Consider the following 26,120-nt stretch of genomic DNA (forward strand, 5'->3'; position numbering starts at 1 on the left):
AACCACCGCCATGCTCAATGCTATGTCGTCTCTCCCGTTTTGGGAAGGCCATATTGTTCGTTCCGTCGAAGACCTTGAGGACGGGGCCCTGCTGATCATTCTCGATACGTGCCCTGCAAGCGAGCCCCAGTGCGGGGCATGTCGGCGGCCCTGCTCGCTGGTCCATGAGCGGCGCAGACGCAAGGTGCGCGACCACGACTGCCTGGACAGACGGGTATGGCTTGATTTGCCGATCCGGCGGCTGGACTGCCATCACTGCAATGCCCGCGTCACTGAGCATATCTCGTGGCTTGACCGGCGCGCACGCATCACACATCGTGTTCGCGTGTGGGTTGAGGCCTTGGCGCAGCTACTGCCCATAGCGCATGTGGCTCGGCTGACGGGACTGCACTGGCATACCATCAAGGACATTGATCATCAGCGGCTGCAGCGCTTGCATGGCGACTTCTCGGCGAACGATGTTCGGCGCCTGGTCATGGACGAATTCGCCTTGCACAAGGGCCATCGCTATGCCACCGTCGCACTCGATGCCGAACGCATGAAAGTGCTATGGGTCGGGGAAGGCAACAGCCGGGAAGCAATACGGCCGTTCTTCGAGAAGCTAGGGCCCGAAGGCTGCCAGCGGATTGAAGCCGTCGCGATGGATATGAATAGCGCTATGGATCTCGAGGTGCGGGCGCAATGCCCGAATGCCGAGGTGGTCTACGACTTGTTTCATGTTGTGACGCGCTTTGGCCGGGAAGTCGTTGATCGAGTCCGGGTCGATCAGGCCAATACGCTGCGGGCAGAGCCTAAGGCCCGACAGGTCATCAAACGCAGTCGCTGGCTTTTGCTGCGTAACCGTGACAACCTCAAAAGTGAACAGGCGATCAAGCTCGAAGAACTGCTTGCTGCCAATAAGCCATTGTCAACGGTCTATCTGCTGAAGACCGAGCTGAAGGAAATCTGGTACGCGCCAACAGTCAGGGAAGGTGCCCGCCGCTGGAAATCCTGGCTGAGGCTTGCCCTGGACAGCCAGATCGCCCCCTTGATCCAATTTGCCAAACGCCTGGCTAAATACCGACGGGGCATCCTCGCTTCAGCCATCTACCCGATGAGTTCATCTACCCTCGAAGGCGTCAACAACCGCATCAAAGTGATCAAGCGTATGGCCTATGGGTTCCGCGACTCCGCGTACTTCTTCCTGAAAATCAAGGACGCGTTCCCCGGTAAAGTGCGATGAACCAAAAAAAAGGGCGGCCAGCCGGCCGCCCTTTTTTCATTGCATTACCGTGTGAATCACTTCACGCCGTGCATCAGCTTCTGGATCAGCGGTGCAACCAGGAACAGCACGATGCCGCCACCCACGAGCGACCAGAAGCCGAACGTGTAGCCGGACAGCGCGGACGCCACCGACATGCCCGATTCGCCACTGACGTGCGAGGCGAAGATGCCGGAGAGGTTGTTGCCGATACCGGTGGACAGGAACCAGCCGCCCATGCCCAGCCCGACCAGGCGCACGGGAGCGAGCTTCGTCACCATCGACAGGCCGATCGGCGACAGGCACAGCTCACCGATGGACTGGATCACGTAGACCATGAACAGCGTCCAGAACGGGATCTTGCCTTCGCCGGACACCAGCGACGACAGCGCGAACATCAGCAGCGCGAACGCGACGCCGTTGAAGATCAGGCCCAGGCCGAATTTGCGCGGGATCGACGGGTCGGCATTGCGCCGCGCCAGCCAGATCCACGTGGCGGCAATGATCGGCGCGCACGTGATGATGGCGATCGAGTTCACGCTCTGGAACCAGGCCGTCGGGAAGATCCAGCCGCCGAAATCGCGGTTGACGATGTTCTCGGCCAGGAAGGTGAACGAGCTGCCGGCCTGTTCGAAGAACATCCAGAACAGGATGTTGAAGGCGAAGATGATCAGCATCGCGAACACCTTGTCGCGCGCGACGGGGCCGTTGCGGAAGCCCTCGACGATCAGCATGATGGCCAGCAGGATGAACAGCACCGTCAGCACGACCTGCAGTTGCTGGGCACCGACGGCCAGCAGCGCGAACACGATGGGGATGACGACGAAGGCGCCGACGATCACGTACACCACGCGCGCCATGCTGCCCGCTTCCGCTTCGGGACTGCCGATGCCCTTGAGACCCTGGCGGCCGAAGAAGAACCACACAAGGCTGATCAGCATGCCGACGCCGGAGGCGATAAAGACGATCTTGTAGGCCGGCGTATCGCCCGTGTTGAACACGTACTGCGCCAGGTACTGCGTCAGGATCGGGGCGATGAAGGCGCCGCCGTTGATGCCCATGTAGAAGATCGTGAAGCCGGAATCGCGGCGCGTGTCGGCGGCGGAATACAGCTTGCCGACCATCGTCGAGATGTTGGGTTTGAACAGGCCGTTACCCGTGATGATCGTGGCCAGGCCCAGCTTGAAGACGGTCGGATCGGGGTAGGCGATCATGAACAGGCCGGCCGCCATGAAGGTGGCGCCGATCAGGATGGAACGCTGGTACCCCAGCACGCGGTCGGCCACGTAGCCGCCGAACAGCGCCGCCGCATACACCAGCGCCAGGTAGGAACCGTAGGTGAGGTTCGCGTCGGCCTCGCCGGACGCGGCGCCGCCGTGAAACTGCGCGACGATATAGAGCACAAGGGCCCAGCGAATGCCGTAGAACGCGAAGCGTTCCCAGAATTCGGTCATGAACAACATCCAGAGTGGGGCCGGATGTCCCATGATCTGGCGGAATTCCGGGATCGCCGTTTCTCGCGCCGCGTTGGTTGCACCGCTCATGCGGATACCTCCTGAAAAAAAGTCGCCATTGTAATGTACCGGGCCCGATTGTCGATCATTTCAGGTGGTGCACCGCAGCAATGTGGTAGATTTGCAAGTATTGCAACACTGTTTGCCCGCCAGAGTGCGGCGGGATGTCGTATATTGACGGTTCGTCCGGCTCCATTGACGAGCACGGCGGCAACTGAATAAGGATTCATGCACCATGGAACAAGGCTTTGTCGATACACTGATTTCACCAGAGGGCAAACTTGAGGTCTTGTCCAAGGCGGAGGTCAACAAGCTGCTCGATTCCGGCAAGGGCGGCCTCTATAATATGTTCCGCAACTGCGCGCTCGCGGTCCTGAACTGCGGCAGCACCATCGACGATGGCAAGGAATTGCTGGAGCGCTACAAATCGTTCGAGATCAACATCATCCAGCGCGAACGCGGCATCAAGCTGGAGATCAAGGGCGCGCCCGCCATCGCTTTCGTCGACGGCAAGATGATCAAGGGCATCCACGAACACCTGTTCGCCGTGCTGCGCGATATCGTGTTTGTCAGCAACGAGGTAACAGGCAATCCCAAGTTCGACCTGGCGTCCACCGAAGGTATCACGGACGCCGTATTCCACATCCTGCGCAATGCCAATATCCTGCGTCCGCAACTGAATCCGAACCTGGTCGTCTGCTGGGGCGGCCATTCGATCAATCGCGCCGAATACAATTACTCGAAAGAAGTGGGCTACCAGCTGGGCCTGCGGGGCCTGGACATCTGCACGGGCTGCGGTCCGGGCGCGATGAAGGGCCCGATGAAGGGTGCCACCATCGGCCACGCCAAGCAGCGCTTTGTCAATGGCCGCTACCTGGGCATCACGGAGCCGGGCATCATCGCCGCCGAATCGCCGAACCCGATCGTCAACGACCTGGTCATCATGCCGGACATCGAAAAACGCCTCGAGGCATTCGTGCGCACGGGCCACGGCATCATCGTGTTCCCCGGCGGCGCCGGCACGGCCGAGGAGATCCTGTACATCCTGGGCATCCTGCTGCATCCGGATAACGCGGACATCCCGTTCCCGCTGATCTTCACGGGCCCGGAATCGTCGCGCGACTACTTCGTGCAGATCAACGAGTTCCTCGGCACCACGCTGGGCGAGGCGGCGCAGGGGCGCTACAAGATCATCGTCGACGACCCGGAAGCGGTCGCGCGCGAGATGCAGGAGGGGATCAAACAGGTGCGCGAGTACCGCAAGGGCCGCAGCGATGCCTACTACTTCAACTGGGCCCTGAAGATCGACCAGGAATTCCAGCGCCCGTTCGCGCCCACGCACGAGAACATGCGCAACCTGAAGCTGCACAAGAACCAGCCCGTGCATCTGCTGGCGGCCAACCTGCGACGCGCCTTTTCCGGCGTCGTCGCGGGCAACGTCAAGGACGAGGGCATCCGCGCCATCGAACAGCACGGCCACTTCGAGATCCACGGCGACCTGGAGATCATGGAGCCGATGGACGGGCTGCTGGCATCGTTCGTCGCGCAAAGCCGCATGAAACTGCCGGGCAAGGCATACACGCCGTGCTACCGCGTGGTCAAGGGTTAAGCACGGACCGTGGTCGAACCGCACTATCATCCGCCGGGCAATCCCGATGAGCTGATCCTGGCGTGGCTGCGCCGCGCCAGGGAGTCGCAGCTGGGCCACTACCAGATGGCGACGATGCTGGAGCGGCGCAGCTATTGGCTGGGCGTGCCGGTGATCGTCATTTCAGGCATTGTCGGCACGTCCGTGTTCGCGTCCATTGCCGCCGAAGTGGTGTCGGTCGAAGCGAAACTCATCGTCGGCGCGCTCAGCGTCGTCGCCGCGATCCTGTCCAGCCTGCAGACGTTCTTCAAATTTGCCGAACGGGCGGAAAAGCACAAGACGTTCGGCGCCCGCTACGGGGCCATCCGGCGAGAGCTGGAATCGATGCATGCCGGGGGCACCGCTGCACACGAACCGAACTACATCAACGTGCTGCGCGACAAGCTGGACCGGCTGGGGCAGGAAGCGCCCGCTGTCTCCAGTGCCGTGCATGCGCACGTGCTGAAGGTGATGCGCGAGGAAGCCGGCGCCGGCTGAGCGCCATTGTGCACCGGGCCGTTCGCAGGCCGTGATCGAATTCGGCCTGCGCGTCAATGTGCTGGCGGCAGACAGGAACTTCCTGCGCGCGCGAGGTTACGTGGCCGAGGCGCAAGGCGTTGGCACGCGCAGCGTGGCGTCCCTGCTGAGCGACCTGCAAAGCGCGGCGACGGCCGGCTGATATGACGTGCCCGAACGTGCCGGCGACGCTGCGGCGCCTTGCGCTTGTCACCATCGGCAGCGTGAGCGTCGGGGCCGATGTCGCCTGCGTCGCGCAGGCGTCGTCAATGCAGCGGTGTGCTGGTACCCGTGGCCGACCTGGCGCGCAGGGTCGAGACGGGGCCGCCGACGGTCGACAGTGCCGCGCGCCGCGTCCTGGTGTTGCGCGCGGACGGACGCTCGATCGGCCTGCCGGCGGCGGCCGTCGCACGGCTGCACCATGACGACGATCCCAACGAGGTGTTCCAGCCCGGCGTACAGGTGCCGGATAGCGGGACGGCCGTCGGCATCCTGGAGGCCGCACGCCTCGTGGCGCCTGGCCTGTGCGTGGCGCGACGCACCCCAATCCCCAGGCGCAGCTGGTTTTTGCGCTGAGACACGGCATTGCACGCCGAACGGCGGCCACGAGTTGCGGGCCGCGCCGCAGGGCGTTCCGCAACTAGCGGGATGAAAGTTATCATTATTATCACATACTGCGTAAATTCGTTTATGATGAGCGCGCCCTGGCCGCGCCGCGCGGACCTGGACCCCACTTTACCGGCCGACTTCACGGCGTCAACACGAAGGAACGCACTATGACAATGAAACCGCTGTATGCAATGCTGCTGGGTCTCGGACTTGCCTGCGCCAGTGCGCAGGCGCAAGGCCGTTACACCATTACCGACCTGTCCACCCTCACGCCGGGCGACCGGACCGCGCGATGGGAGGGCATCAACAATGGCGGCGATCTCGTTGGGCAGGGAGGCGCCGGGGTGCTGTCCTATATCGGCGGCAAGCTGGCCGCCGAGTCGTCGTATGGCGGCGTGGAGAACGCTGCTATCGGCAACAACGGTACCATCACATTCAATGCGCCGACATCCATGGGGGCAGGGTTTGTCTACATGGCTTACACGATCAGGAACGGCGTGACGGCGCAATTGCCCTTGACCGCGCCGGAGGGCCTGAACTACGTCACCGCGATCAACAACGCTGGCGTGGCCGTCGGCGGCGCCGCCGACGGGGTGTACTGTGGCGGATGGGGCACGTGCGACGGTATAAATCGCGCGGTTATCTATAGCGATGGCACCCCCACTGTGCTCGGTACGCTCCCCGGCCATTACGAAAGCATGGCTACCGGGATCAACAACCGCGGCGCCATCGTCGGCTGGAGCGGCAACGAAGGCTGGGGCGGCGCCTCGTTCATCTACGAGAACGGCACGATGCGCAACCTGAACGTGGGCGAGCACAACACGGTGCCGGTCGCGATCAACGACGCTGGCTGGATCGCAGGCACGGAGTGGCTCGGGTTGGGTGGCGACGGTTCCTGGCTGATGATGAACGGCCAGGTGGAGCATATCTCCCTGCCCGGCAAGGGCGCCCGGGCCATTGATCTGAACAACGCAGGCGAACTGATCGGCGATTCCGGTTCCATCGGCGAGCATCGCGCGTGGATTCGCGTCGACGGCACGATCACGATGCTCGACGAGCTGCTGCACGAGGAAGGCTGGTCGGTGCTGAGGGTGTACGACCTGAACGACATGGGACAGATCGTCGCGGAAGTGCGCCGCCCGGACGGCGAATATGTGTTTGCGGTGCTGACGCCGGACGAGCCGCCAGTGCTGCTGCCGGTGCCCGAACCGGGCACCTATGCAATGCTGATGGCGGGCCTTGGCGTGATGGCATGGATGCGGCGCCGGCGCGACATCGGGGGGTGACGCAGCAAGCGGGCGTAAAAAAGCGCGGCGGATGCCGCGCTTTTTTTCGTTCGATCGGTCTTTCGACCGGTCAGTCTTCCTTGCGCAGGTGCGGGAACAGCAGCACGTCGCGGATGTTCGGCGAATCCGTCAGCAGCATGATCAGGCGGTCGATGCCGATGCCGCAGCCGCCGGCCGGCGGCATGCCGTATTCCAGCGCGCGGATGTAGTCGGCATCGTAGTACATCGCTTCGTCGTCCCCGGCTTCTTTCGCGGCCACCTGGGCCAGGAACCGGGCCGACTGGTCTTCCGCGTCGTTCAGCTCCGAGAAGCCGTTGGCGATCTCGCGGCCGACCATGAACAGCTCGAAGCGCTCCGTGATGCCTTTACGCGTGTCCGATGCGCGTGCCAGCGGCGAGACTTCCTCCGGGTAGTCGATGATGAACGTCGGCTCCCACAGCTGCGCTTCCGCCGTTTCCTCGAACAGCGCCAGTTGCAGCGCGCCCAGGCCCGAGTGGGCGTGCGGCTTGACGCCGAACTTCTTCAGTTCCGCCTTGATGAATTCCGCATCGTTCAGCTGCGCGTCCGTGTAGTGCGGCGCGAACTTGTTGATGGCGCCGACGATCGTCAGACGGTGGAACGGCTTGGACAGGTCCAGCTCGCGGCCGCCGTACGTCAGCACGGCCGAACCGTGGGCGTCGGTCGCCGCCTGGCGGATCACGGCTTCCGTGAAGTTCATGATCCACTGGTAGTCCGTGTAGGCCGCATAGAACTCCATCATCGTGAATTCGGGGTTGTGTCGGATCGACACGCCTTCGTTACGGAAGTTGCGGTTGATCTCGAACACGCGGTCGAACCCGCCGACGACAAGGCGCTTCAGGTACAGCTCCGGCGCAATGCGCAGGAACATCTGCATGTCCAGCGCGTTGTGGTGCGTGATGAACGGCTTGGCCGCCGCGCCGCCCGGGATCGTGTGCAGCATCGGCGTTTCCACTTCCATGAACTCGTTGTCCTGCATGAAGCGGCGGATCGAGGCGATGGCGGCGGTACGGGCCTTGAACGTGCGGCGCGTTTCCTCGCTCATGATCAGGTCCACGTAGCGCTGGCGGTACCTGGTTTCCTGGTCGGCCAGGCCGTGGAATTTGTCCGGCAGGGGGCGCAGCGACTTGGTGATCAGGCGCAGCTCGGACACCTTGATGGTCAGTTCGTCCGTCTTGGTCTTGAACAGCGTGCCGACGACGCCGACGATGTCGCCCAGGTCGAACGTGCGGAACGCTTCCATCGACTCCTCGCCCGTGACGTCCAGCGTAACGTAGATCTGGATGCGGCCGTCGCACCTGACGCCCGACGAATCCTGCAAGGTCGCGAAGGCGGCCTTCTTGCCGGCTTCGCGTTTCAACATCATGCGGCCCGCCAGGACCACGGAGACGGGGTTGGCTTCCAGGTCCTCGCGCGACTTGTCGCCGTACTGCAGGTGCAGGTCGGCCGCCTTGTGCTCGGGGCGGAAGTCGTTGGGGAAGGCGACGCCTTTATCGCGGATTGCCGCCAGCTTGGCACGGCGTTCGGCGATGATCTTGTTGTCGTCCTGGCCTGGCGCCTGGTCTTGGGTTTCCGTAGTCATGATTATTCTGCTTCAGTAGGGGAGGTGGCGACGGCGCCGCTGGCGAACAGCGCGTCTATATTGAGTTCGGTGAAGTCGCGCGCGACGAGGATGACGTTGTCGAATTCGGCGAACGCCTCGGCCGGCAACGTCGTCGTCAGCACGACGGCGCGCATGCCGGCGCGACGGGCCGCTTCCACGCCCAGCGGCGCATCCTCGAACACGATGCAGTGCTCGGGCGGCACGCCGCAGCGCTCGGCGGCCAGCAGGAATACGTCCGGATTCGGTTTGCCGCGGGCCACGTCGGCTGCGCCCACGACGGCGTCGAAGTGACGGCGCAGGTCGAGGCCGTCGAGCGTGAAGACGATGTTGGCGGGCGGCGCGGCGGTGGCCACGGCCAGTCGCACGTCTGCCTCCTGGGCGGCGGCGATGAACTGCTCGAAGCCGGCCACCGTTTCAAGATGCGGGGCGTACAGCTCGCGGTACAGCTCTTCCTTCTCCGCGTCCAGCAGCGCCGTGTCTTCCTTCGTCAGGTGCTCGCCCAGGTAGGTGCGCATGATTTCATGGCCCTGGCGGCCCGCGGTGGCGCGGAAGAACTCGTCGCCATCGATCGCCTGGCCGCGGCGCTCGAAGAACGCCAGCCAGGATTTCGTATGGAACGCCATATTGTCGACAATGGTGCCGTCCATGTCGAAGATGAAAGCACGCCCGCCAGCCTTGATGGTTGCCGTCATTTATACACCCTGTTTCAGCGAGGCGGCAATGAAGTCGTCCAGATCGCCGTCCAGCACGTTTTTCGTATTGCCCGTTTCGAAGCCGGTCCGCAGGTCCTTGATGCGGGACTGGTCCAGCACATAGGAGCGGATCTGGTGGCCCCAGCCCACGTCCGTCTTCGAGTCTTCGAGCTTCTGCTGCTCGCTCATGCGCTTGCGCAGCTCGGCTTCGTACAGCTTCGCCTTCAGCATCTCCATCGCCTCGGCCTTGTTGCGGTGCTGCGAACGGTCATTCTGGCACTGCACGACGATGCCCGACGGCGCGTGCGTCAGGCGGACGGCGGAGTCGGTCTTGTTGATGTGCTGACCGCCGGCGCCGGACGCGCGGTAGGTATCGATGCGCAGGTCGGCCGGGTTGATCTCGATCTCGATCGAGTCATCCACTTCCGGATAGACGAACAGCGACGTAAACGACGTGTGGCGGCCGTTGGCGCTGTCGAACGGCGACTTGCGCACCAGGCGGTGCACGCCCGTTTCAGTGCGCAGGTGGCCGTAGGCGTAGTCGCCCTCGACCTTGATCGTGGCCGTCTTGATGCCGGCAACCTCGCCATCGGACTGTTCCATGACTTCGACCTTGAAGCCCTTGCGTTCGCAGTAGCGCACGTACTGGCGCAGCAGCATCGATGCCCAGTCCTGCGCCTCGGTCCCGCCGGCGCCGGCCTGGATGTCGATGAAGCAGTTGTTCGGGTCCATCGGGTTGTTGAACATGCGGCGGAATTCCAGGCCTTCGATGACTTTCTGGATTTCCGCCGTGTCGCCGATGACCGATTCCAGCGTCTCGTCGTCGCCTTCTTCCTTGCCCATCTCGAACAGCTCGGCCATGTCCGCGAGGTCGCTCTGCGCCTTCGTCAGCGTGTCGACGATGGCCTCCAGGGCCTTCTTCTCGCGGCCCATTTCCTGGGCCTTCTTGGGATCGTTCCAGACCGCCGCGTCTTCCAGCTCGGCGTTCAGCTGTTCCAGTTTCTCCGACTTCTTATCGAAGTCAAAGATACCTCCGAAGTTCGGCTTCGCGGGTCGTCAGATCTGCGAGCTGGGCGGAGAGGGCGTTAATGCGTTCGGCTTCCATGATTTTTAGTTCTCTGTAGAGTGCGATCAAACCTCGGATTATACTCTACGAGCCGCGCCGGCGCGGGCCGTCTTGCTGCCGCCAGGCGGGGTGCGTATGATGGCGCCCGTCCCGTCTTTTTCGCCGCCTGCCATGAAAAACCTCCGCCTGCTGGGCCTTCCCCTGCTGCTTGCCGGCTGCGCCGCGCTGCCACCGGCAAGCCCCCTGGCAACCAGGCCCGGCACGACCGCCACGCTGGCGCTGCTGGAAACCACGGACCTGCACGGCAACGTGGCCAGCTATGACTATTACAAGCTGTCGCCCGACCCGACCCTGGGGCTGGAACGCACGGCGGCGCTGATCCGGGCCGCGCGGGCGCAGTATGCCAACACGCTCCTGCTGGACAATGGCGACACCATCCAGGGTACGGCACTCAGCGACTACCAGGCGGTTGTCGCGCCGCTGCCGTGCAGCGAGACGCTGGGCATCTACAAGGTGTTCAATGCGCTGGGCTATGACGGCGGCGGCATCGGCAACCACGATTTCAACTACGGACTGGCATACCTGAACCAGGTCACGGGCAGCCGCTTCGACGTCGAAGGCGTCGATCCGGAACGCAGCGGCTGCGCGGGGCCGCGCTTCCCTCTGGTGCTGGCAAACGTCATCAGCGTCAAGTCGGGCAAGCCGTTGTTCCGGCCCTATGCGATCCTCGAGCGCAAGATCGCCGTGACGGGCCCGGACGGCAAGCCGGCGCAGGCCGGCATCAAGGTCGGCATCATCGGCTTCACGCCGCCCGCGATCCTCACATGGGACAAGCGCCACCTGGAAGGCAAGGTGACGACGATCGGCGTGCGCGAAGCGGCCGAGCGCTATGTTCCCGAGATGCGCGCGCAGGGCGCGGACCTGGTCGTGGCGATTTCGCATGGCGGCCTGGATGACAGCCCGTACACGCCGGCACTGGAGAACGGCAGCTGGCAGATCGCCCGCGTGCCCGGTGTCGATGCGCTGCTGATCGGCCACTCGCACCAGGTCTTCCCGAACGCGGCCAGCAAGGCGGCGCAGTTCAACCTGCCCGGCGTCGACAAGGTGAGGGGCACCGTGCATGGGGTGCCGACGGTAATGGCCGGGCTTTGGGGCAAGCAGCTGGGCGTCATCGCACTGCAACTGAAGCACGATGGCGGCAAGTGGATCGTCGACAGGGAGCGCACGACGGTCGAGGCGCGCTCCATTGACGCGGGGGCCGCCGACACGACGGTGCCGCAGCTGATTGCGGCCGAACACGCAGCAACCATCACCTACGTCAGGACACCCATCGGCAGCACGGACTTCCGCATGTCGACCTACTTCGCCGACGTGGGCGACGTCAGTGCCATCCAGGTCGTCAATCAGGCGCAGGCCGACTACCTGGGCGCCTACGTCAAGGCCAACCTGCCGCAGTACGCCGCGTTGCCGGTGCTGTCGGTGGCGTCGCCGTTCAAGACGGGGTCAAGCGGCGCCACCGATTTCACCGACGTCGCCCCCGGCAGCATCGCGCTGAACAACGCGGCCGACCTGTACCTGTATCCGAACTCGCTGTCCGGCGTGAAGGTGGATGGCGCCGGCCTGAAAGCCTGGCTGGAAAAGGCGGCCGGGCGGTTCAATACGATCGATCCGCGGCGCCAGGACGAGCAGGAGCTGGTCAATGCGTCATTCGCCGGCTTCAATTTCGACATGCCGACCGATGCCCGGCTGCGGTACGAGATCGACGTCACGCAACCCGTGGGGCGGCGCATCGTCAACCTGCGCTTCGAGGGCAAGCCAGTCCCGTCCACGCAAGCGTTCCTCGTCGCGACGAACAACTACCGCGCCGCCGGCGGTGGCGGGTTTCCTGGGCTCGATGGCGGCAATATCGTCGTCGCCGCGCCGGACAACAACCGCGACGTGCTGATCGCTTACATCAAGCGGCACAAGGAGTTGCGCCGCGCAGTCAACGGCAGTGCGCGCAGCTGGCACTTCGCCCCGGTGCGCACGGCAGGACCGGTCGTGTTTCATTCCGCCCCGGGAAGGCCGCGCTGGCGGCCGGGCTGGCCGGCGTGCGCGAACTGCGCGCGGACGACGGAGCCGGGAGGGGGCTGGCCGTGTATGCGATCGATCTGGCGCCGTAAGCGACCGGTGCGGAGTCGGGTCGTTGGCCACGCGATGACGCTGCAACAGGTTATCGGCACCGCCGCGATCCTGGCGAGGCGCCAGTCCGGTTACGCGCCACGCGGCATCGCCGCTGGCGCGACGGGAAACAGCCGGTCGTAGGCGATATTGAACAGGAATCCGTACACCAGGTAGAAGATGACGATGGCCACGTCCATCAGCAGCGCCGCCCACAGGCCGATGCCCAGGTACCACGCGATCATCGGGATCAGCATGACGACCAGCCCTGCCTCGAACAGCAGCGTGTGCGCGACGCGGATCGCCATGGTCTTGGCCACGCTGCCCCGCAACAGCACCATGGCGCGGTCGAATCCCACATTGAACACGAAGTTCCACAGGGTGGCAATCGTCGCCGAGGCAATGCCGATCACGCCCATGTGATCGACGGGCTGGTCGAACACGGCGGCGGAGCCGGGTATGAAAATGGCGAGGGCCACGGCCTCGAACATGAGCGCGTGACGCACGCGGTCGCGGAAGGTACGCATTGGAAGTCTCTTTCTGCGAGCCGTCGGGAGCGCAGTGCTCGGACGGCCGTCGGTTGGGGTGCATGGCACCGAATTACGTTAGCGGACCGCATCATCGCATACGCGTTATATGTATGCATACAGGTAAAATTGAGGCATCATGCTTCAAATATGAAACACGCAAACTGGGATGACTTACGCCTGTTGTTGCTGGTGGCGCAGGAGGGCACACTGCGCGGCGCCGGGAGGAAGGCCGGACTGAGCCCGGCAACGCTGTCGCGCAAGCTCGATGACCTGGAGGAAGCGCTGGGCCAGAAGCTGGTCGAGCGCTTCCAGGGTGGCTGTGTTCCCACCGCGTTCGGGGCGGACATCATCGCCTGGGCCGGCCAGATGGGCGAGATTGCGCTGGAAATCGAACGCACGCGCGACCGCCAGGACGCCCATGGCGCGTCCGGCCTCGTGCGGATCAATACGGACGAGTGGCTCTCGTATTTCCTGACCACGCGATTCGCGCGCTTTCATGACGCCTATCCCAACGTCGAGGTGGAGATTGTCACGTCGCACCGGCCCTACAGCCTGACGCGACGCGAAGCCGACATCGCCGTGCGACCGTATCGTCCGGAACAGCTAGACCTCGTCACGCGCCGCATCGGGACGTTGTCCTTCGGGCTGTATGGCAGCCGGGACCTGGTGCGGCGCCACGCGGCAGACCTGGCGCAGCAGGATTGGACAAGGATGCCGTTCGTGGGATTCGACGAGCCGCGGGCGGAATTCCAGTCCGACCGCTGGCTGCGCGCCCTGCCCGGGGCACCGGCGCCGTGGCTGCGCTGCAGCTACGGGCTCGGCATCCTGGACGGTGTCGCCCATGGCGCCGGGCTCGGCGTGCTGGCGACCTTTCTTGCGGCGGACCACGAGGGCATCGTGCCGGCGATTCCCCGTATCCCCGAGCTGGACCAGGAAATCTGGCTGTCCATGCACCGCGGCCTGCGCACCACGGCGCGCGTCCGGGCCGTGGTTGACTTCATGGAGCAGGCCTTTGCCGAGTATAGCGAGACTGGGCGCTGAGGTCACAGGGAGGCATCTTCAACGGCATGATGGCCGTGCTGGCGGCGCGCGAGAAGGCAATGGCCCGGCTGGGTAACCCGCAGGTGCCGAAAAACGAGGCGTGCATCGCGACGATGCGTCATCCGGGGGGGCGCTGTCGTGTGGAGGCAGCCTGCCGGGAGCCTCGGCCGGACGACGCGCCGGCCGTTGCTATGGTGGTGCCACATACTGGAAGGACGTTCATGATGAACCGTCGGCTTGCGGCATTCTTCCGGTGCGCCTCCAATTGCTGCGGCCTGGGTGCCGCAGCCCAGGCGGCTGAGCAGGGCACGGCGGCCGACAGCGCGCTCCAGGCACAACTGGTGACGTTGAAAAGCAGCGCGCGGATGCCATCGTGCGGCGCGATACGCCCGCCCTGGGCCGGCCGATGGACGACTACTACCGCCACGTGGGAAGCTGCGGGCGGGTGCGCAGCAAACCGCGCTGCGGACGGCGCTGGAGCGCGGCGACTACGTGTTCCCGACGTACGAAACCGAGTCGGTCGACGTGCAGGTACTCGACGGTGGTCAGGCGGCCGTCGTCGCGGGCGTGTTTCGCAGCCAGCAGAAGGACGGCAAACCGTTTCGCGCACGCTACGTGCACGTCCGGGGCACAAGCCGGACGGCTGGAAGAACACTTTTCACCAGAGTACCGAGATCTGGGCCGCCGCGGATCCCCCCGCGTTGCGTCGATAACCTTGCGGCGGGCTATTCCGGCACGTGGATCCGTGCCTTGACGTGCTTCAGGTTCGCGACAATGGTAAACGTCATCACGACCAGCAGCGACCAGGCGCTCCACTTGCCGACGTGGACGGCGGACCACGCCCCCAGCTGGTTCGGGTAACGCCAGACGCCGAAGAACGTCGAGATATTCTCGGCCAGCCAGATGAAGAACCCGATCAGGACAAACGCCAGCAGCAGCGGCATGCGCCGGTCCCGGTCGAGCGGGCGGAAGATGACGGTCGTGCGCGCGTACAGCCCGAGCGCGCAGGCGGCCAGGTACCAGCGGTAGTCGCCGATATAGTGATGCGTGAAGAAGTTCGCGTAGATCAGGATGGCGATGATCGCCGCGAGCGCGTGCGGCGGATGGTGGCGGATGCGCAGGTCGAACAGGCGCCAGGCCTGGATGATGTAGCTGCCCACGGCCGCGTACATGAAGCCGGCGAACAGCGGCACGCCGAAGACCTTGGTCACGGCGGCGTCGGGATAGCTCCATGAGCCGATGGCGCCGGAGGTCTTGAACACCTCCAGCGCGAAGCCGACGACGTGGAACAGGCTGACGGCTTTCAGTTCGTCCCACGTCTCCAGCTTCATGGCGACCATGGCGAACTGGATCGCCAGCGCGGCGACCAGCAGCACATCGTAGCGGGCGATGCCGAACAGGCCCGCGCGCGGCACGAGGAAGACGGCCGCGAAAAACAGGCCGACGAACAGGCAGGAACGGGCCTCCTTGATGCCGAAGTAGAGGAACTCGGTGACGGCGCGACGCCAGCCCGCCAGCGTGCGGGGACGATCGTCCGTCAGGTGGTCATCCAGTGCCGCCAGCATGGCAGCCTTCAGTGCGGACGTTTCTGCTGCTGCACCAGGATGAACGGGCTGACGACGCACGCCCACAGCTGGGCTTGCGTTTCCAGCCAGCCCTGCGCCTGCACGTCCGATACCTTGGCGATCTGGCCGGCGGCCATCCACTGGCCCACGCTCGCCTTGTCGTCATGGGCGATGCGCACGGCCACCTCGACCAGATCGAGTTCGTCCGCCACCCACACCACGTTGCCGGAGGCGAAATGGCGCATCAGCTCCGTCCACGGCAGCCGCGCCGTTTCGCGGTTGACCTTCTGGCGCAGTTCGACGTCTTTGTCGGGATTCAACGGGAGGGAGTTATTGGGCATTGCCGGCCTGATTCTGCGTATTCTGATGGGGGATGGGTATGGGTTCGACGGTCGGTTCCGCCGCGCCCTGCCATGTTAACCGATAGGCGGCCCCTTTGCGAACATTGCCGACCAGCGCCGGGCGGAAACAGGCCAGGCACGTGCCGCCGGGATGGCGCACGCTTGGGTAGAGGATGCCCGTCGAGCCGCCGGCCAGCAGCCGTTCGGCCAGCGCCTGCGACTCGACGTAGCTGGCCGGATCGAGGCAGCCGGCGAATTCGGCCAGGCCGCGGATATCGTGGAACGGCGCCGTGAAGTCGGCCAGCATGGCCTGGTACGTGACGCTGTCGTCGAAGCGGTCGATTTCGGCGTATTCCACCGTCTTGTGGAATACCACTTCGGCCAGCGCCGTTTCCATGGCGAAGCCGCAGTACCAGGCACCGCGCTCGCCGTCGTTGAAACGGCTGCCTTCCGGACGGGCGTACGTGTACGCCGCGTTGACAATGCGGTAGTTCGGCACGGCGAACAGCAGCTCGTCGATGCCGATGCCGGCCGCGCCGCCGTGCTCGGAGAGCAGGCGCGCATTGGTGGCGTTATCGAGCTCGAACAGGTCGCGCAGTTCGGCGTCGCTGTCCGCCAGCGGCGCCAGCACGGAGTCTTCGACATCGGCAAAGCGGGACGGAATCAGGCGGCAGGTATCGAACTGGCGCAGCTGCCGCAGCGGTGGCGCGACAGCGGGTAACGTAGGCAAATCAGGCAATTACAGACCTCCACGCCGCGCATCGAGCAGTTTGCGGACGGTTTGCATGGACAGCAGGCCGCCCGCCAGCATGTAGGCGAGCGGCGTGCGGCCGGCGAAGATGATGTTGCGGTTCGGGAGACTGACCCACTCGTCGGCCAGCTTGTCGCCATAAATGATGTGCAGCGTCTTGTAAATGCCGAGCAGGTAGGAGATGCGGGTAATGCGGTCCACTTCCAGCACCCGGTCCGGGTTCTTCTTCCATTCGTAAAAAGCACTGCTGGACAGGCCGCCAAGCAGTTCACGGGCGTCGTCGTCGCGCAGCTTCCAGGCGGCCGTCAGCCTGAAAAAACCCTTCAGTGCGGACTTCGAGAGCCGTTCCCGCTCTTCGCGGGCGTTCAGGTCGACGGGATTCTGGGGCAGGTAGCGACTCTTCGGATAGGCGTAGGCGGAATGCATAGATCCTCCATATATGTAGTCTTTATACTCCGTATCAGGATAGAAGACAAGTATTTGTTGTTACGCCGGGTCAACTGAGCCGTGTCAATGCCTTAAACATGCCATGTGGCAAGCTTCCCGGGTGTCATGGAGGAGCCACATGGAAGCACTATTACCCTATATCGAACGGGAGCTGGGCGAGTTGCGCCGCCAGGGGGCGGCCTTTGCGCAGCGCTACCCGCGCCTCGCCGGCGCGCTGCCGGAGCACCAGCCGGGCGCGGACCCGCACGTCAATCGACTGATCGATGCGGTCGCCGTGCTCAACGCCCGCGCCACCCGGCGGCTGGACGATGAATATCCGCTGTTCGCCCAGAGCCTGCTGCGCCAGCTGTATCCCGTCTATCCAAGGCCATTTCCCGCCTGCGCCATTGTCCGCTTCGGCGCGGGCGGCTCAGGTACCACTGCCGTGCCGCGCGGGACGGCGGTGCGGGCCGCTCCGGTGCGCGGCGTGACGTGCCGCTTTCGCACGACGGCCGACGTGGACCTGGCCGATGCCCGCGTGGCCGCTGCACGTTTCGAGCCGGCAGGAGCGGACGGCTGCTGCGCCATCGTCCTGGCGCTGGAGGGCATCCCGGCGGGGGGGCGGGCCGGCTGCGGCTGTTCCTGAACGGCGCGCCATCGTTCTGCGCCGCCTTGCGCGACGCGCTGTTCCTGCACGCCACGGGCGCCACGGCTGGCGTGTCCGGCAACCGCGTGGCGCTGCCGGCGGTGCCACTGCGCCAGGCCGGCTTCGATGCGGGAGAAGCCCTGTTGCCGCACGGCCCGCGCGGTCCCGAGCCGGCGGGGATCCTGGCCGAATACTTTGCCTTTCCGGCGCGCTTCGACTTCATCGACGTCGAGCTGTCCGTGCTGGCGCCGTACGCCGTCGCCGGCGCCGTGACGTTGCGCGTCGCGCTGGCGGGCATTGACGGCGACGGCGCGACGGCGCAGGCACTGGCGCCGCTGTGCGCCGACCACCTGCTGACGCATTGCGTCCCCGCCGTCAACCTGTTCGACTGCGCCGGCACGCCGCTGACGCTGGGTCCGGAAACCCACGGCGGCAGCGTCACACCAAACGGGCTGGCGCCGGCCGCACACGAGGTGTTTGCCATCGGCCGCGTCGATGTGCTGCCGGTCGATGGCGCGGCGCCGTCCCGCTACGAATCCTGCTACACGCGCCGCGCCGACGAGGCAGGCAGCCTGCACGGGCGCTGGTGGACGTTGCGGCGCGACGAGCGGCTCGCCGCCGTCAGCCCCGGCCACGAGACGGTGCTGGCTCTGGTCGACGGCACGACCCCGCCAGTGGCCGGTATCGTATCGTTCGACATCACCTGTACCAACCGTGACTATCCGACCTTCCTGATGCCGGGCGAGCTGCGCGGCGAGGGTGCCGCCGCATCCTGTGTCGTGCAGCTGCTGCGCCAGCCTTCGCCGCCGCGTAGGGTGGCGGCGGGACGCGCCGCGCACTGGCGCCTGCTGGCGCATCTGGCACTGGCCCGCGGTGGCTTGATGCAGGGCGACGGGGCCAGTCTGGCGGCGTTGCTGGCGCTGTACGACGTGGCCGGCACTGCCGTCTCGCGCCGCCAGATCGCGGCGGTGGCGGGACTGCGCCGCAAGCCGGCCAGTGCATGGCTGCGCGACCGCCACGGCACGGTGGCGGTGCAGGGTGTCGAGGTGACATTGCTGGTCGACCCCAGTGCGTTTGCCGGCACGGGGCTGCATCTGTTCGCGCGGGTGGTCGACCACGTACTGGCCCACACCGTTCAGCTGAACGGTTTCGTGCAGACCGTGCTGACAGCCGCCAACACGGAAGAGGAGCTGCTGCGATGCGCACCCCGCAACGGAAAATACTTGTTGAACCAGACCGCCCGGCGCACGTGAAGCGTACCGGCCGCGCGCTGTTCCCGGCGCTGCGGGCACGCGCGGCCACGGCACAGGTGCGCGGCAGCGTCACGCTGGCGTTCCCGTCGGCCGACGTGGAAGCTTCCGATGACACCGCCTTCGTGCCGGCGGCACTGGGCCTCCTGGGCAGCGCCGGCACGCTGCCTTACCACTACACGGAGCGGGTGGCGGCCGGCGGCGCCGGCGCGCGCTCCTTCCTCGACATTTTTTCCGCCCGCGCCCTGGCGCTGCATGACCGCGCCTGGCGCAAGCACCGCCACGACGCCGGCGTCGGCGATCCGGTCGGCGATCCGTGGTGCGGGGCCCTGCTGGCGCTGGGCGGGGACGGCGGCGGCGCTGATGCGGCCGGTCTGGCGCGGCACGCGGCGGCAGTCGGCAGCCGCACGGTGCCGGCGCACGCGCTGGCCGGCGTGCTGGCCGCGCAGCTGGGCATACCGGTATCGGTCGAACAGTTTGTCGGCGAGTGGGACTGGCTGCGGCCCGAGCACCGCAATGGTCTCGGGCGCACCAATTGCGCGCTGTCCGGCGGCGCCGTGCTGGGCGACCGCATGTGGCGGCGCGACCTGCGCGTGCGCATCCATCTCGGACCGCTGGACCGTCAGGCGTTCGAGCGCTTCCTGCCAGGCGGCCCGGGCGCCGCGTCGCTGCGCGCACTGTTGCGGCGCTTCGCCCTGGAAGGCATTCAGTGCGAAGCACGGCTGCACCTGCGCGTGGGCGACGCACGGGCGGGGCAACTGCACGCGGCGGCCGGCGCACGGCTGGGCTTTGATTCGTTCCTGCAGCCCGACGGCACTGCCCGCGACGACGTGGCGTACGTTGTCGATTGCTAGGGAAGCGATGATTCATTCATCGCGGCGATCGCGGCCATGAGAAAACGCGTCCGGCTGCGCCACAAATTTCCCGCCATACCGGTATGACAGGGAATTTGCGTCTTGCCGGACACGTTTTTCAGGACTAATCTCATCCACGATCAATAATCAGCGCTTCCCTGGATAAGCTTTTCCGTAGGCTTTTCACAACAGCGTATTTCACTGCCCGGAAGCGCGGCGTACGATGGTTATTCCCGACCTCGAAAGGAGTGACGATGAACCAAGCCTGTCGCGCGGCGCCCGTGATCGCCGCCATGCTGCTCGGAGGCTGCAGCACGCCCCCTCCCGTCGATAACGCCACCCTGGTGCGCCAGGTCACGGCAACGGAACGGGCCTTCGCCGCCACGATGGCGCGACGCGACTTCGCCGCATTCCAGGCGTTCCTGGCCGAGGAAGCCATTTTCGATGGCGGGCGCGAGCCGCTGCGCGGCAAGGCGGCCGTGGCTGCCGCGTGGCAGGGCTACTTCAAGGGAGAGCAGGCGCCGTTCTCGTGGGACCCCGACCGGGTCGTCGTGCTCGATTCGGGCACGCTGGCCCAGTCGGGCGGGCCCGTGCTGGACCCCCAGGGCAAGCTGACCGCCCGCTTCAACTCGATCTGGCGGCAGGAGGCGCCGGGCGTATGGCGCATCGTGTTCGACAAGGGCGAGCCCGTGTGCGACTGCATCGTGCAGCCGCGGAAGTAGGGGCCGCTCGATGAATTATCATTCGGGGCCCTGCCGTCGATTAGGTCCCCCGGATGCCACTGCCCGCGCTGCAAACCCTGCTGCTTCTGCTGATCACCCTCGCCTGGCCTGCATTCGCCGTTGCGGCGCCGCGCCCGCTGTTGAACGACTACACGCACCAGGCATGGACGGAGCTCGATGGCGCCCCCGTCAGCGTCACCAAATTCGCGCAGGGCTCTGACGGCTGGCTGTGGATCGGTTCCCCGACGGGCCTGTACCGCTACGACGGCGTGCGTTTCGAGCGAGTCGACAAGGTGCATGGCCATCCGCTTGAATCGGGCAACATCATGGGACTGACGACTGCGCGGGATGGCGCGCTGTGGGTGGGCTACCGTGTCGGCGGCATCTCCGTGTTCCGGCCAAACGGTGCGCGCACGTACGGCGAAGACGACGGCCTGCACCCGGCCGGCGTCATGCACCTCGAAGCGGCGCCGGACGGCGCGCTCTGGGCGGCGATGCGCGATGGCGTGGCCGTGCTGGCGCCGGGCGCCACGCGCTTTCGCTACCTGGGCGAGGAGGTCGGACTGCCGTCGGTGGGCGTGTTCCAGATCCTGTTTGCGCGCGACGGCACCACCTGGGTGGGCACTAATACGGGCGCCTATTTTCGTCCGCCCGGCGCGGCCCGCTTCAGCCATGCATGGCCGCGCCATGCGCTGGTCTGGCTGTGCGAGGCGCCGGACGGCACCGTGTGGGGCAACGATTTCAAGCAGGGCTATTACCGCATTCGCACGGCGCCTCCCGCCGCCGCAACGCCCGCTGCGCCGGAACTGCAGGGGTTCGGCATGCGCTTCGACAGGCGCGGCACGATGTGGCTGATGCACCCGGACGGTATCGAGCGCGTGGCCGATCCGGCCAACCCCGGACTGCAGGACCAGCGGCTGTCGAAACTGAACGGCATCAGCGGCGGGATGCTGAGCGCCAGTTTCGAGGATCGCGAAGGCAATCTGTGGTTTGGCACACTGGGCGGCATCGACCGGCTGCGGCCGAACCGCCTGCGCACCATGCCGGTGGACCGCGAACTGGAATATCCGGCGCTGGTGGCGATGCCATCCGGCGAGATCCGGGTCGGGGACTATACGGACCGCCCCTGGCGGCAGGGCCCGGACGGGGCCACCGTGCCCGGCATGTCCGGCGCGCTGACGGCCAGCTACACGGCCCCGGACGGCACCCTGTGGCTGGGCGGGATGGAAGGCGTGCAGCGCCGCGACCCCGATGGCGCGTGGACGACCATCCCGTTTCCGCACCAGGGCATGCGGGTGCACGCGATGCAGCAGGACCGGGACGGGGCCCTGTGGGCATCGTTCAACGCCGCCACCGGCGTGCACAAGCTGGTTGACGGCAAGTGGGGGTGCAGTCGGGTGGCGTGCCCGGCATACCCGAAGTCCTCACAACGTCGATGGCGCGCGACGGCGCGGGCCGGCTGTGGATGGCCCATCTGCGCAGCCGCATTACCGTCGTCGACGGCACCACGGTACGCGTCCTGGGCCCGGACGAGGGTCTGCAACTGGGCACCGTGCTGCTGGTGTACGCTGACGCCGGTCCCGGCGCCGGCACGGTGTGGGCGGGCGGCGAGACCGGCGTGGCCCTGTACCGTAATGGCCGCTTCGTGAGCCTGCACGGCACCTACGACGAACGTTTCCGGGGCGTCTCCGGCATCGTGCGGCTGCCCGATGGCGACCTGTGGCTCCACGGCGCCGATGGCCTGTACCGCATCGCCGCTGCGGACGTCGGCCGGTGGCTGAAAGATGGCACGGCCGTACCGTTCGAGCGTTTCAACGCGCAGGACGGCATGCGCGGCCACGCACCACAGCTTCGCCCCGTGCCGTCGTTGCGGCGCGACCGCGACGGGCTGTTGTGGTATGCGACCACCGGTTCCGTCGGCAGCATCGATCCGGCCAGAATCCCCCGCAACCGGCTGGCGCCGCCGGTGGAAATCGTCGGTGTCAGCGCCGAAGGGCTGCGCCATGCCATACCGGCGGGTGGGTCGCTGGCCCTGCCGCAGGGCACCCGCAACGTGCAGTTCGACTTCACGGCACTGTCGCTGTCGATCCCCGAGCGGGTGCGGCTGCGCTACCGGCTGACGGGGTTCGAGCGCCAGTGGCAGGAACCGGTCGGTCGCCGCCAGGCGTACTACACCAACCTGGCGCCCGGCCGCTACCGCTTCGAGGTGACCGCCGCGAACGAGGACGGCTTGTGGAACAGTGGCGGGGCCGCGCTGGAGATCGTGATCTTGCCCACGTTCGTGCAAAGCGTCTGGTTCAAGCTGCTGCTGGCCGCGCTGACCCTGTTGCTGCTGTACGGGTCTACGCGGCACGGATCCGCTATCTGACGGCATTGATGCAGCAGCGCCTGCACGAACGCCTTGCCGAGCGGGCGCGCATCGCGCGGGCCTTGCACGACACGCTGTTGCAGAGCATCCAGGCGCTGCTGATGTCGTTCGACGCGCACAGCCGGCATCTGAAGGAAGGCACGCAGGAACGGATCCGCCTGGACCAGACGCTCAACCTGGCCGAGCAGCTGCTGGTGGAAGGGCGCGACGAAATCATGGTGCTGAGGGGTTCCGTCTCGGCGCAGGCGCTGGAACTGGCGCTGGCGCAGTTCGGCAAGGGGCTGGCGGAACACCGGCCGCACGCGTTCGAATTGAAGGTGAGCGGCACGCCGCGCCGGCTGCGTCCCGACGTGCAGGACGAGATCTATGCCATCGCGCGTGAAGCCCTGTTCAACGCTTCGCGCTACGCCGACGCCACGCGCATCGAGCTGGAACTGGGCTATGGCGCCGCCGCGTTTCTCGTACGCGTGCGCGACAATGGGCGCGGGCTGGACGAAACGGTAGCCGCCGCCGGCCACCGGCCGGGCCACTGGGGCCTCGTCGGCATGCGCGAGCGGGCCGGCGGTATCGGCGCCGTGCTGGCGATCGACAGCGCACCGGGCACCGGCACGGCAATCACCGTGACAGTGCCGGGCAAGATGGCCTACTGACCTTTCACGTCGCGGGGGCTGCGAGGGCGTGCGGCTTGCTGGCTGTCCCCGCGTAAACCGGTGGCGCGTTCGCTGTCCTGCTGCTGCGTGCCGCCGGTGCTGTGCTGCGTGGCCTGGCTGCCGCTGACGGCCGTTTGCTGCTGGCTGCGGCCATCGCCCACTTCACCGGACGTGGCGCCCGTTTCCTGGTCGCCGTAGCGGTCGCGGTTGGGCTCCTGCGGGTTGAGCTGGGTCTGCGGGTTATTGAACAGGACGCGTTGCGCGCCCTGCTTGTCGTTCGCTCGTTGCGTCATGATTCCTCCTGATTGACGGATGCAGGCAACCATCGTAGCCCTGCGGGATCGGGGAGGGTGTCAGCGCACGCGCCGCGGCGATGTAGGAAGCGTTGCGGCGGCGGGCTCAGCGCACGTCGAGGAGTTCGACGTCGAAAATCAGGGTGGCGTTGGGCGGGATCGGTCCGGCGCCGTCGGCGCCGTAGCCCATGCTGGCCGGGACGATCAGCGTGCGCTTGCCGCCCACCTTCATGCCGGCGACACCTTCGTCCCAGCCGCGGATCACCTGGCCGGCGCCCAGCTGGAAGCTGAACGGGCCGCGGCCGATGGAGGAGTCGAACTTGTCGCCGTGCTGTTGCGGCGCGGTCGGTACGTACAGCCAGCCCGTATAGTTGACGACGGCCGTCGTGCCGGCCGTGGCTTCCTTGCCGGTGCCCATGGCCGTGTCGAGCTTCTGGAAGGCGACCGGCGTCGCTTCGACGGCTGGTTGCGCCTTGTTGCGGTCGCAGGCGGCCAGCGAGAATGCCAGTGCCGCGGCCAGGGTGCTGGCGGTCAGGAGTTTTTTCATGTCTTCTTTCGTGGTTGTTTGGTTGGTTGCGGCAGGGCGGCGATGCCGCCGGCATCAGCAGGGCTCGGCGTGTTCGACCAGCAGCTGCACCCTGGTCGTGCCGTTGTATTCGTTGGCGTCGAGCCGGAACGCGACGCGTGCGCGGTCGCCCAGTGCGTCCGTGTGGCCGAACCAGATGGCGTCGTAGCGCGTGCCGTTGCGTTCCAGGAGGAGCTTCAGGTGGCGCTCCTTCAGGATGCGCTGGCTGACGACGCGGAACTCGTCGCAGAACACGGGTGGCGGAAAGCCTTGCCCCCATACGATGCCGTCCATCAGCTCGATGAACTGGGTGGTGTAGTGCGCATCTTCCAGCGGCCCGTCCGTCTCGACGATGCGCTCGAGCTGGCCGTCGGTCAGCCAGGAGCGGCCCACCGTCTCGAATGCTTCGGCAAAAGCGTCGAACGCATCGGCGCGGATCGACAGGCCGGCCGCCATCGAGTGGCCGCCGAACTTGTCGATCAGGCTCGGCGCCTTTTTCGACACCAGGTCCAATGCGTCGCGCAGGTGGAAGCCGGCGATGGAACGGCCCGATCCCTTGATCCAGCCGTCGCCGGCCAGAGCGAACGTGATCGCCGGCCGGTAGAACTTCTCCTTCAGCCGCGACGCGACAATGCCGATGACCCCCTGGTGCCACGATTCGTCGAACACGCTGATGGTCGTGCTGTCGCGCGGTTCGAACGCGTCGAGGTGCACCAACGCCGCGTCCTGCATTTCCGCCTCGATCTCGCGCCGGCGGATATTGATTTCGTTGAGCTGCTGCGCCAGCGCCCAGGCCCGCTCCTCGTCGTCCGTGATCAGGCACTCGATCCCCAGCGACATGTCCTGCAGCCGGCCCGCCGCGTTCAGGCGCGGGCCGAGGGCGAAGCCCAGGTCGAACGGCGTGGCGCTGCGCGCCTGCCGGCCCGCCACGCGAAACAGCGCCGCCACGCCCGCATGCATGCGGCCCGCGCGCATGCGCTTCAGGCCCTGCGCGACAAGGATGCGGTTGTTGGCATCGAGCTTGACGACGTCCGCCACCGTCCCCAGCGCCACCAGGTCGAGCAGGTTGTCCAGCTTGGGCTGCGTCTGCTGGTCGAACACGCCGCGTCGGCGCAGTTCCGCCCGCAGCGCCAGCAGCACGTAGAACACGACGCCGACACCGGCCAGGTTCTTCGACGGGAAGCCGCATTCCGGCTGGTTCGGATTGACGATGACGCGTGCATCCGGCAGCCGGTCGCCCGGCAGGTGGTGGTCGGTGACGACCACTTCGATGCCGCGCCTTTTCGCCGCCTCGACCCCTTCGATGCTGGCGATGCCGTTATCGACGGTGATGATGATGTCCGGCGACTTCTCGCGCGCCGTCAGCTCGACGATTTCCGGCGTCAGCCCGTAGCCGTATTCAAAACGGTTCGGCACGATGAAGTCCACATTGGCGCCCATCGCGCGCAGGCCGCGCAGCGCGGTGGCGCAGGCGGTGGCGCCGTCGCAGTCGTAGTCGGCTACGATGACCATGCGTTTATTGGCCGCGATGGCGTCGGCCAGGAAGGCGGCGGCCACGTCGATCTGCAGCAGGCCGGACGGCAGGATCAGGGCGCCCAGCTCGGACGACAGTTCTTTCGGGTCGAGCAGGCCGCGCGCTGCAAACAGGCGCGCCAGCACAGGGTGGATGCCGCCCTGGCGCAGCATTTCCGATTCGCGGAACGGGCAGGGACGGGTGGCGATGCGGGTCATGGTGCTGCTTTCGGTAAAACGTATCAGTTGGCGCCGGCACGGCGGGTTTCAAGCCG

General features: G+C 66.0%; 26 protein-coding genes and 1 pseudogene. 15 read left to right on the forward strand and 12 right to left on the reverse strand.

The annotated features are described in order from the left end of the window. Nucleotides 1-22 precede the first annotated feature (22 nt). Nucleotides 23-1,222, forward strand: a complete 1,200-nt coding sequence (locus tag E1742_RS01845) for an ISL3 family transposase (protein ID WP_371860220.1) — start codon at nucleotides 23-25, stop codon at nucleotides 1,220-1,222. A gap of 56 nt (nucleotides 1,223-1,278) precedes the next feature. Here E1742_RS01845 and E1742_RS01850 read toward each other — a convergent pair whose 3' ends face one another. Then, on the reverse strand, nucleotides 1,279-2,784 hold the full coding sequence (locus tag E1742_RS01850) for a peptide MFS transporter (protein ID WP_134383200.1): 1,506 nt from the start codon (nucleotides 2,782-2,784) through the stop codon (nucleotides 1,279-1,281). Between the two features lie 205 nt (nucleotides 2,785-2,989). Here E1742_RS01850 and ppnN point away from each other — a divergent pair, with 205 nt between their 5' ends. The 5 genes from ppnN to E1742_RS01870 all read left to right on the forward strand — a co-directional run bounded on the left by ppnN (nucleotide 2,990) and on the right by E1742_RS01870 (nucleotide 6,792). Beyond that, nucleotides 2,990-4,363, forward strand: coding sequence for a nucleotide 5'-monophosphate nucleosidase PpnN (gene ppnN, locus E1742_RS01855; RefSeq protein WP_134383202.1), 1,374 nt, complete (start codon nucleotides 2,990-2,992; stop codon nucleotides 4,361-4,363). A 9-nt stretch (nucleotides 4,364-4,372) separates the two neighbouring features. After that, nucleotides 4,373-4,879 (forward strand): SLATT domain-containing protein, encoded by a 507-nt coding sequence (locus tag E1742_RS01860; RefSeq protein ID WP_134383204.1) that lies wholly within the window; start codon nucleotides 4,373-4,375, stop codon nucleotides 4,877-4,879. A gap of 31 nt (nucleotides 4,880-4,910) precedes the next feature. Further along, nucleotides 4,911-5,060, forward strand: a complete 150-nt coding sequence (locus tag E1742_RS26035; protein ID WP_166793386.1) for a hypothetical protein — start codon at nucleotides 4,911-4,913, stop codon at nucleotides 5,058-5,060. 116 nt (nucleotides 5,061-5,176) lie between these two features. Continuing rightward, nucleotides 5,177-5,473: a hypothetical protein gene (locus E1742_RS01865; RefSeq protein ID WP_134383206.1), complete on the forward strand. Its 297-nt coding sequence runs from the start codon at nucleotides 5,177-5,179 to the stop codon at nucleotides 5,471-5,473. A 200-nt stretch (nucleotides 5,474-5,673) separates the two neighbouring features. Then, on the forward strand, nucleotides 5,674-6,792 hold the full coding sequence (locus tag E1742_RS01870) for a PEP-CTERM sorting domain-containing protein (protein WP_134383208.1): 1,119 nt from the start codon (nucleotides 5,674-5,676) through the stop codon (nucleotides 6,790-6,792). A 70-nt stretch (nucleotides 6,793-6,862) separates the two neighbouring features. Here E1742_RS01870 and lysS read toward each other — a convergent pair whose 3' ends face one another. From lysS to prfB, 3 genes are all read right to left on the reverse strand, one after another. After that, complete coding sequence (gene lysS / locus E1742_RS01875; protein WP_134383210.1) at nucleotides 6,863-8,392, reverse strand: lysine--tRNA ligase; 1,530 nt, start codon at nucleotides 8,390-8,392, stop codon at nucleotides 6,863-6,865. A 2-nt stretch (nucleotides 8,393-8,394) separates the two neighbouring features. Beyond that, nucleotides 8,395-9,105: an HAD family hydrolase gene (locus E1742_RS01880; protein ID WP_134383212.1), complete on the reverse strand. Its 711-nt coding sequence runs from the start codon at nucleotides 9,103-9,105 to the stop codon at nucleotides 8,395-8,397. Beyond that, nucleotides 9,106-10,210 (reverse strand): peptide chain release factor 2 gene (gene prfB / locus E1742_RS01885; protein WP_134383214.1). Its coding sequence is split into 2 segments (ribosomal slippage): nucleotides 9,106-10,128 and nucleotides 10,130-10,210, totalling 1,104 coding nucleotides; the frame shifts between segments, so codons are not numbered across the junction. A 132-nt stretch (nucleotides 10,211-10,342) separates the two neighbouring features. Here prfB and E1742_RS01890 point away from each other — a divergent pair. Beyond that, a pseudogene (locus tag E1742_RS01890) lies at nucleotides 10,343-12,333 on the forward strand (bifunctional 2',3'-cyclic-nucleotide 2'-phosphodiesterase/3'-nucleotidase). Between the two features lie 90 nt (nucleotides 12,334-12,423). Here the strand turns inward: E1742_RS01890 and E1742_RS01895 are convergent. After that, complete coding sequence (locus E1742_RS01895; protein ID WP_134383216.1) at nucleotides 12,424-12,858, reverse strand: PACE efflux transporter; 435 nt, start codon at nucleotides 12,856-12,858, stop codon at nucleotides 12,424-12,426. A 150-nt stretch (nucleotides 12,859-13,008) separates the two neighbouring features. Here E1742_RS01895 and E1742_RS01900 point away from each other — a divergent pair, with 150 nt between their 5' ends. Continuing rightward, complete coding sequence (locus E1742_RS01900) at nucleotides 13,009-13,902, forward strand: LysR family transcriptional regulator (protein WP_134383218.1); 894 nt, start codon at nucleotides 13,009-13,011, stop codon at nucleotides 13,900-13,902. A 725-nt stretch (nucleotides 13,903-14,627) separates the two neighbouring features. On the opposite strand, the gene E1742_RS01905 is transcribed toward E1742_RS01900, so the two are convergent. From E1742_RS01905 to E1742_RS01920, 4 genes are read right to left on the reverse strand one after another with little or no spacing between them, the layout of a single operon-like run. Continuing rightward, nucleotides 14,628-15,467, reverse strand: a complete 840-nt coding sequence (locus E1742_RS01905; RefSeq protein ID WP_134383220.1) for a DUF817 domain-containing protein — start codon at nucleotides 15,465-15,467, stop codon at nucleotides 14,628-14,630. An 8-nt stretch (nucleotides 15,468-15,475) separates the two neighbouring features. Further along, a complete protein-coding gene (locus E1742_RS01910) occupies nucleotides 15,476-15,808 on the reverse strand; it encodes a DUF2288 domain-containing protein (protein ID WP_134383222.1) in 333 nt (110 codons plus the stop codon). Continuing rightward, nucleotides 15,798-16,547 carry an RES family NAD+ phosphorylase gene (locus E1742_RS01915; protein WP_229466439.1) on the reverse strand — a complete coding sequence of 250 codons (750 nt, stop codon included), beginning with the start codon at nucleotides 16,545-16,547 and terminating at the stop codon, nucleotides 15,798-15,800. The genes E1742_RS01910 and E1742_RS01915 overlap by 11 nt, the downstream gene beginning before the upstream one ends. Further along, nucleotides 16,548-16,985, reverse strand: coding sequence for an antitoxin Xre/MbcA/ParS toxin-binding domain-containing protein (locus E1742_RS01920; protein WP_134383224.1), 438 nt, complete (start codon nucleotides 16,983-16,985; stop codon nucleotides 16,548-16,550). A gap of 139 nt (nucleotides 16,986-17,124) precedes the next feature. Here E1742_RS01920 and E1742_RS27010 point away from each other — a divergent pair, with 139 nt between their 5' ends. From E1742_RS27010 to E1742_RS26565, 7 genes are all read left to right on the forward strand, one after another. Beyond that, nucleotides 17,125-17,631, forward strand: a complete 507-nt coding sequence (locus E1742_RS27010) for a type VI secretion system baseplate subunit TssF (RefSeq protein ID WP_166793387.1) — start codon at nucleotides 17,125-17,127, stop codon at nucleotides 17,629-17,631. Between the two features lie 26 nt (nucleotides 17,632-17,657). Then, entirely contained in the window at nucleotides 17,658-18,884 is a 1,227-nt protein-coding gene (locus tag E1742_RS01930; protein WP_166793362.1) for a type VI secretion system baseplate subunit TssF, read from the forward strand. Beyond that, the gene (tssG, locus tag E1742_RS01935; protein WP_166793388.1) at nucleotides 18,881-19,735 is read left to right on the forward strand and encodes a type VI secretion system baseplate subunit TssG; all 855 of its coding nucleotides are present in this window, start codon (nucleotides 18,881-18,883) and stop codon (nucleotides 19,733-19,735) included. The genes E1742_RS01930 and tssG overlap by 4 nt, the downstream gene beginning before the upstream one ends. 254 nt (nucleotides 19,736-19,989) lie before the next feature. Continuing rightward, nucleotides 19,990-20,457 (forward strand): YybH family protein, encoded by a 468-nt coding sequence (locus E1742_RS01940; RefSeq protein WP_134383232.1) that lies wholly within the window; start codon nucleotides 19,990-19,992, stop codon nucleotides 20,455-20,457. A 53-nt stretch (nucleotides 20,458-20,510) separates the two neighbouring features. Continuing rightward, entirely contained in the window at nucleotides 20,511-22,106 is a 1,596-nt protein-coding gene (locus tag E1742_RS26555; protein ID WP_229466441.1) for a ligand-binding sensor domain-containing protein, read from the forward strand. Continuing rightward, complete coding sequence (locus E1742_RS26560; protein WP_229466443.1) at nucleotides 22,076-22,825, forward strand: triple tyrosine motif-containing protein; 750 nt, start codon at nucleotides 22,076-22,078, stop codon at nucleotides 22,823-22,825. Before E1742_RS26555 ends, E1742_RS26560 begins: the two co-directional genes overlap by 31 nt. Nucleotides 22,826-22,833: 8 nt before the next feature. Then, complete coding sequence (locus E1742_RS26565; RefSeq protein WP_229466445.1) at nucleotides 22,834-23,475, forward strand: sensor histidine kinase; 642 nt, start codon at nucleotides 22,834-22,836, stop codon at nucleotides 23,473-23,475. Here E1742_RS26565 and E1742_RS01950 read toward each other — a convergent pair. From E1742_RS01950 to recJ, 3 genes are all read right to left on the reverse strand, one after another. Further along, entirely contained in the window at nucleotides 23,469-23,768 is a 300-nt protein-coding gene (locus tag E1742_RS01950; RefSeq protein ID WP_134383234.1) for a hypothetical protein, read from the reverse strand. The two genes, E1742_RS26565 and E1742_RS01950, sit on opposite strands and share 7 nt — an antisense overlap. A 106-nt stretch (nucleotides 23,769-23,874) precedes the next feature. Next, complete coding sequence (locus E1742_RS01955) at nucleotides 23,875-24,315, reverse strand: FKBP-type peptidyl-prolyl cis-trans isomerase (protein WP_134383236.1); 441 nt, start codon at nucleotides 24,313-24,315, stop codon at nucleotides 23,875-23,877. 54 nt (nucleotides 24,316-24,369) lie between these two features. Then, nucleotides 24,370-26,064, reverse strand: coding sequence for a single-stranded-DNA-specific exonuclease RecJ (gene recJ / locus E1742_RS01960; protein ID WP_134383238.1), 1,695 nt, complete (start codon nucleotides 26,062-26,064; stop codon nucleotides 24,370-24,372). Between the last annotated feature and the right edge of the window lie 56 nt (nucleotides 26,065-26,120).

It is taken from the genome of Pseudoduganella plicata (assembly GCF_004421005.1).
Classification (GTDB): Bacteria; Pseudomonadota; Gammaproteobacteria; order Burkholderiales; family Burkholderiaceae_D; genus Rugamonas; species Rugamonas plicata.

Excerpts from the sequence above, each read along its gene's own strand:
- E1742_RS01905 (WP_134383220.1), bottom strand. The coding sequence starts at position 15,467 with ATGCTGGCGGCACTGGATGACCACCTGACGGACGATCGTCCCCGCACG.
- E1742_RS01845 (WP_371860220.1), top strand. The coding sequence starts at position 23 with ATGTCGTCTCTCCCGTTTTGGGAAGGCCATATTGTTCGTTCCGTCGAA.
- E1742_RS01955 (WP_134383236.1), bottom strand. The coding sequence starts at position 24,315 with ATGAAAAAACTCCTGACCGCCAGCACCCTGGCCGCGGCACTGGCATTC.
- E1742_RS26565 (WP_229466445.1), top strand. The coding sequence starts at position 22,834 with ATGCAGCAGCGCCTGCACGAACGCCTTGCCGAGCGGGCGCGCATCGCG.
- E1742_RS26555 (WP_229466441.1), top strand. The coding sequence starts at position 20,511 with ATGCCACTGCCCGCGCTGCAAACCCTGCTGCTTCTGCTGATCACCCTC.
- E1742_RS01920 (WP_134383224.1), bottom strand. The coding sequence starts at position 16,985 with ATGCATTCCGCCTACGCCTATCCGAAGAGTCGCTACCTGCCCCAGAAT.
- E1742_RS01900 (WP_134383218.1), top strand. The coding sequence starts at position 13,009 with ATGAAACACGCAAACTGGGATGACTTACGCCTGTTGTTGCTGGTGGCG.
- E1742_RS27010 (WP_166793387.1), top strand. The coding sequence starts at position 17,125 with ATGGAAGCACTATTACCCTATATCGAACGGGAGCTGGGCGAGTTGCGC.
- recJ (WP_134383238.1), bottom strand. The coding sequence starts at position 26,064 with ATGACCCGCATCGCCACCCGTCCCTGCCCGTTCCGCGAATCGGAAATG.
- E1742_RS01870 (WP_134383208.1), top strand. The coding sequence starts at position 5,674 with ATGACAATGAAACCGCTGTATGCAATGCTGCTGGGTCTCGGACTTGCC.
- lysS (WP_134383210.1), bottom strand. The coding sequence starts at position 8,392 with ATGACTACGGAAACCCAAGACCAGGCGCCAGGCCAGGACGACAACAAG.
- E1742_RS01950 (WP_134383234.1), bottom strand. The coding sequence starts at position 23,768 with ATGACGCAACGAGCGAACGACAAGCAGGGCGCGCAACGCGTCCTGTTC.
- E1742_RS01910 (WP_134383222.1), bottom strand. The coding sequence starts at position 15,808 with ATGCCCAATAACTCCCTCCCGTTGAATCCCGACAAAGACGTCGAACTG.
- ppnN (WP_134383202.1), top strand. The coding sequence starts at position 2,990 with ATGGAACAAGGCTTTGTCGATACACTGATTTCACCAGAGGGCAAACTT.
- E1742_RS01940 (WP_134383232.1), top strand. The coding sequence starts at position 19,990 with ATGAACCAAGCCTGTCGCGCGGCGCCCGTGATCGCCGCCATGCTGCTC.
- E1742_RS01850 (WP_134383200.1), bottom strand. The coding sequence starts at position 2,784 with ATGAGCGGTGCAACCAACGCGGCGCGAGAAACGGCGATCCCGGAATTC.
- E1742_RS01880 (WP_134383212.1), bottom strand. The coding sequence starts at position 9,105 with ATGACGGCAACCATCAAGGCTGGCGGGCGTGCTTTCATCTTCGACATG.
- E1742_RS01895 (WP_134383216.1), bottom strand. The coding sequence starts at position 12,858 with ATGCGTACCTTCCGCGACCGCGTGCGTCACGCGCTCATGTTCGAGGCC.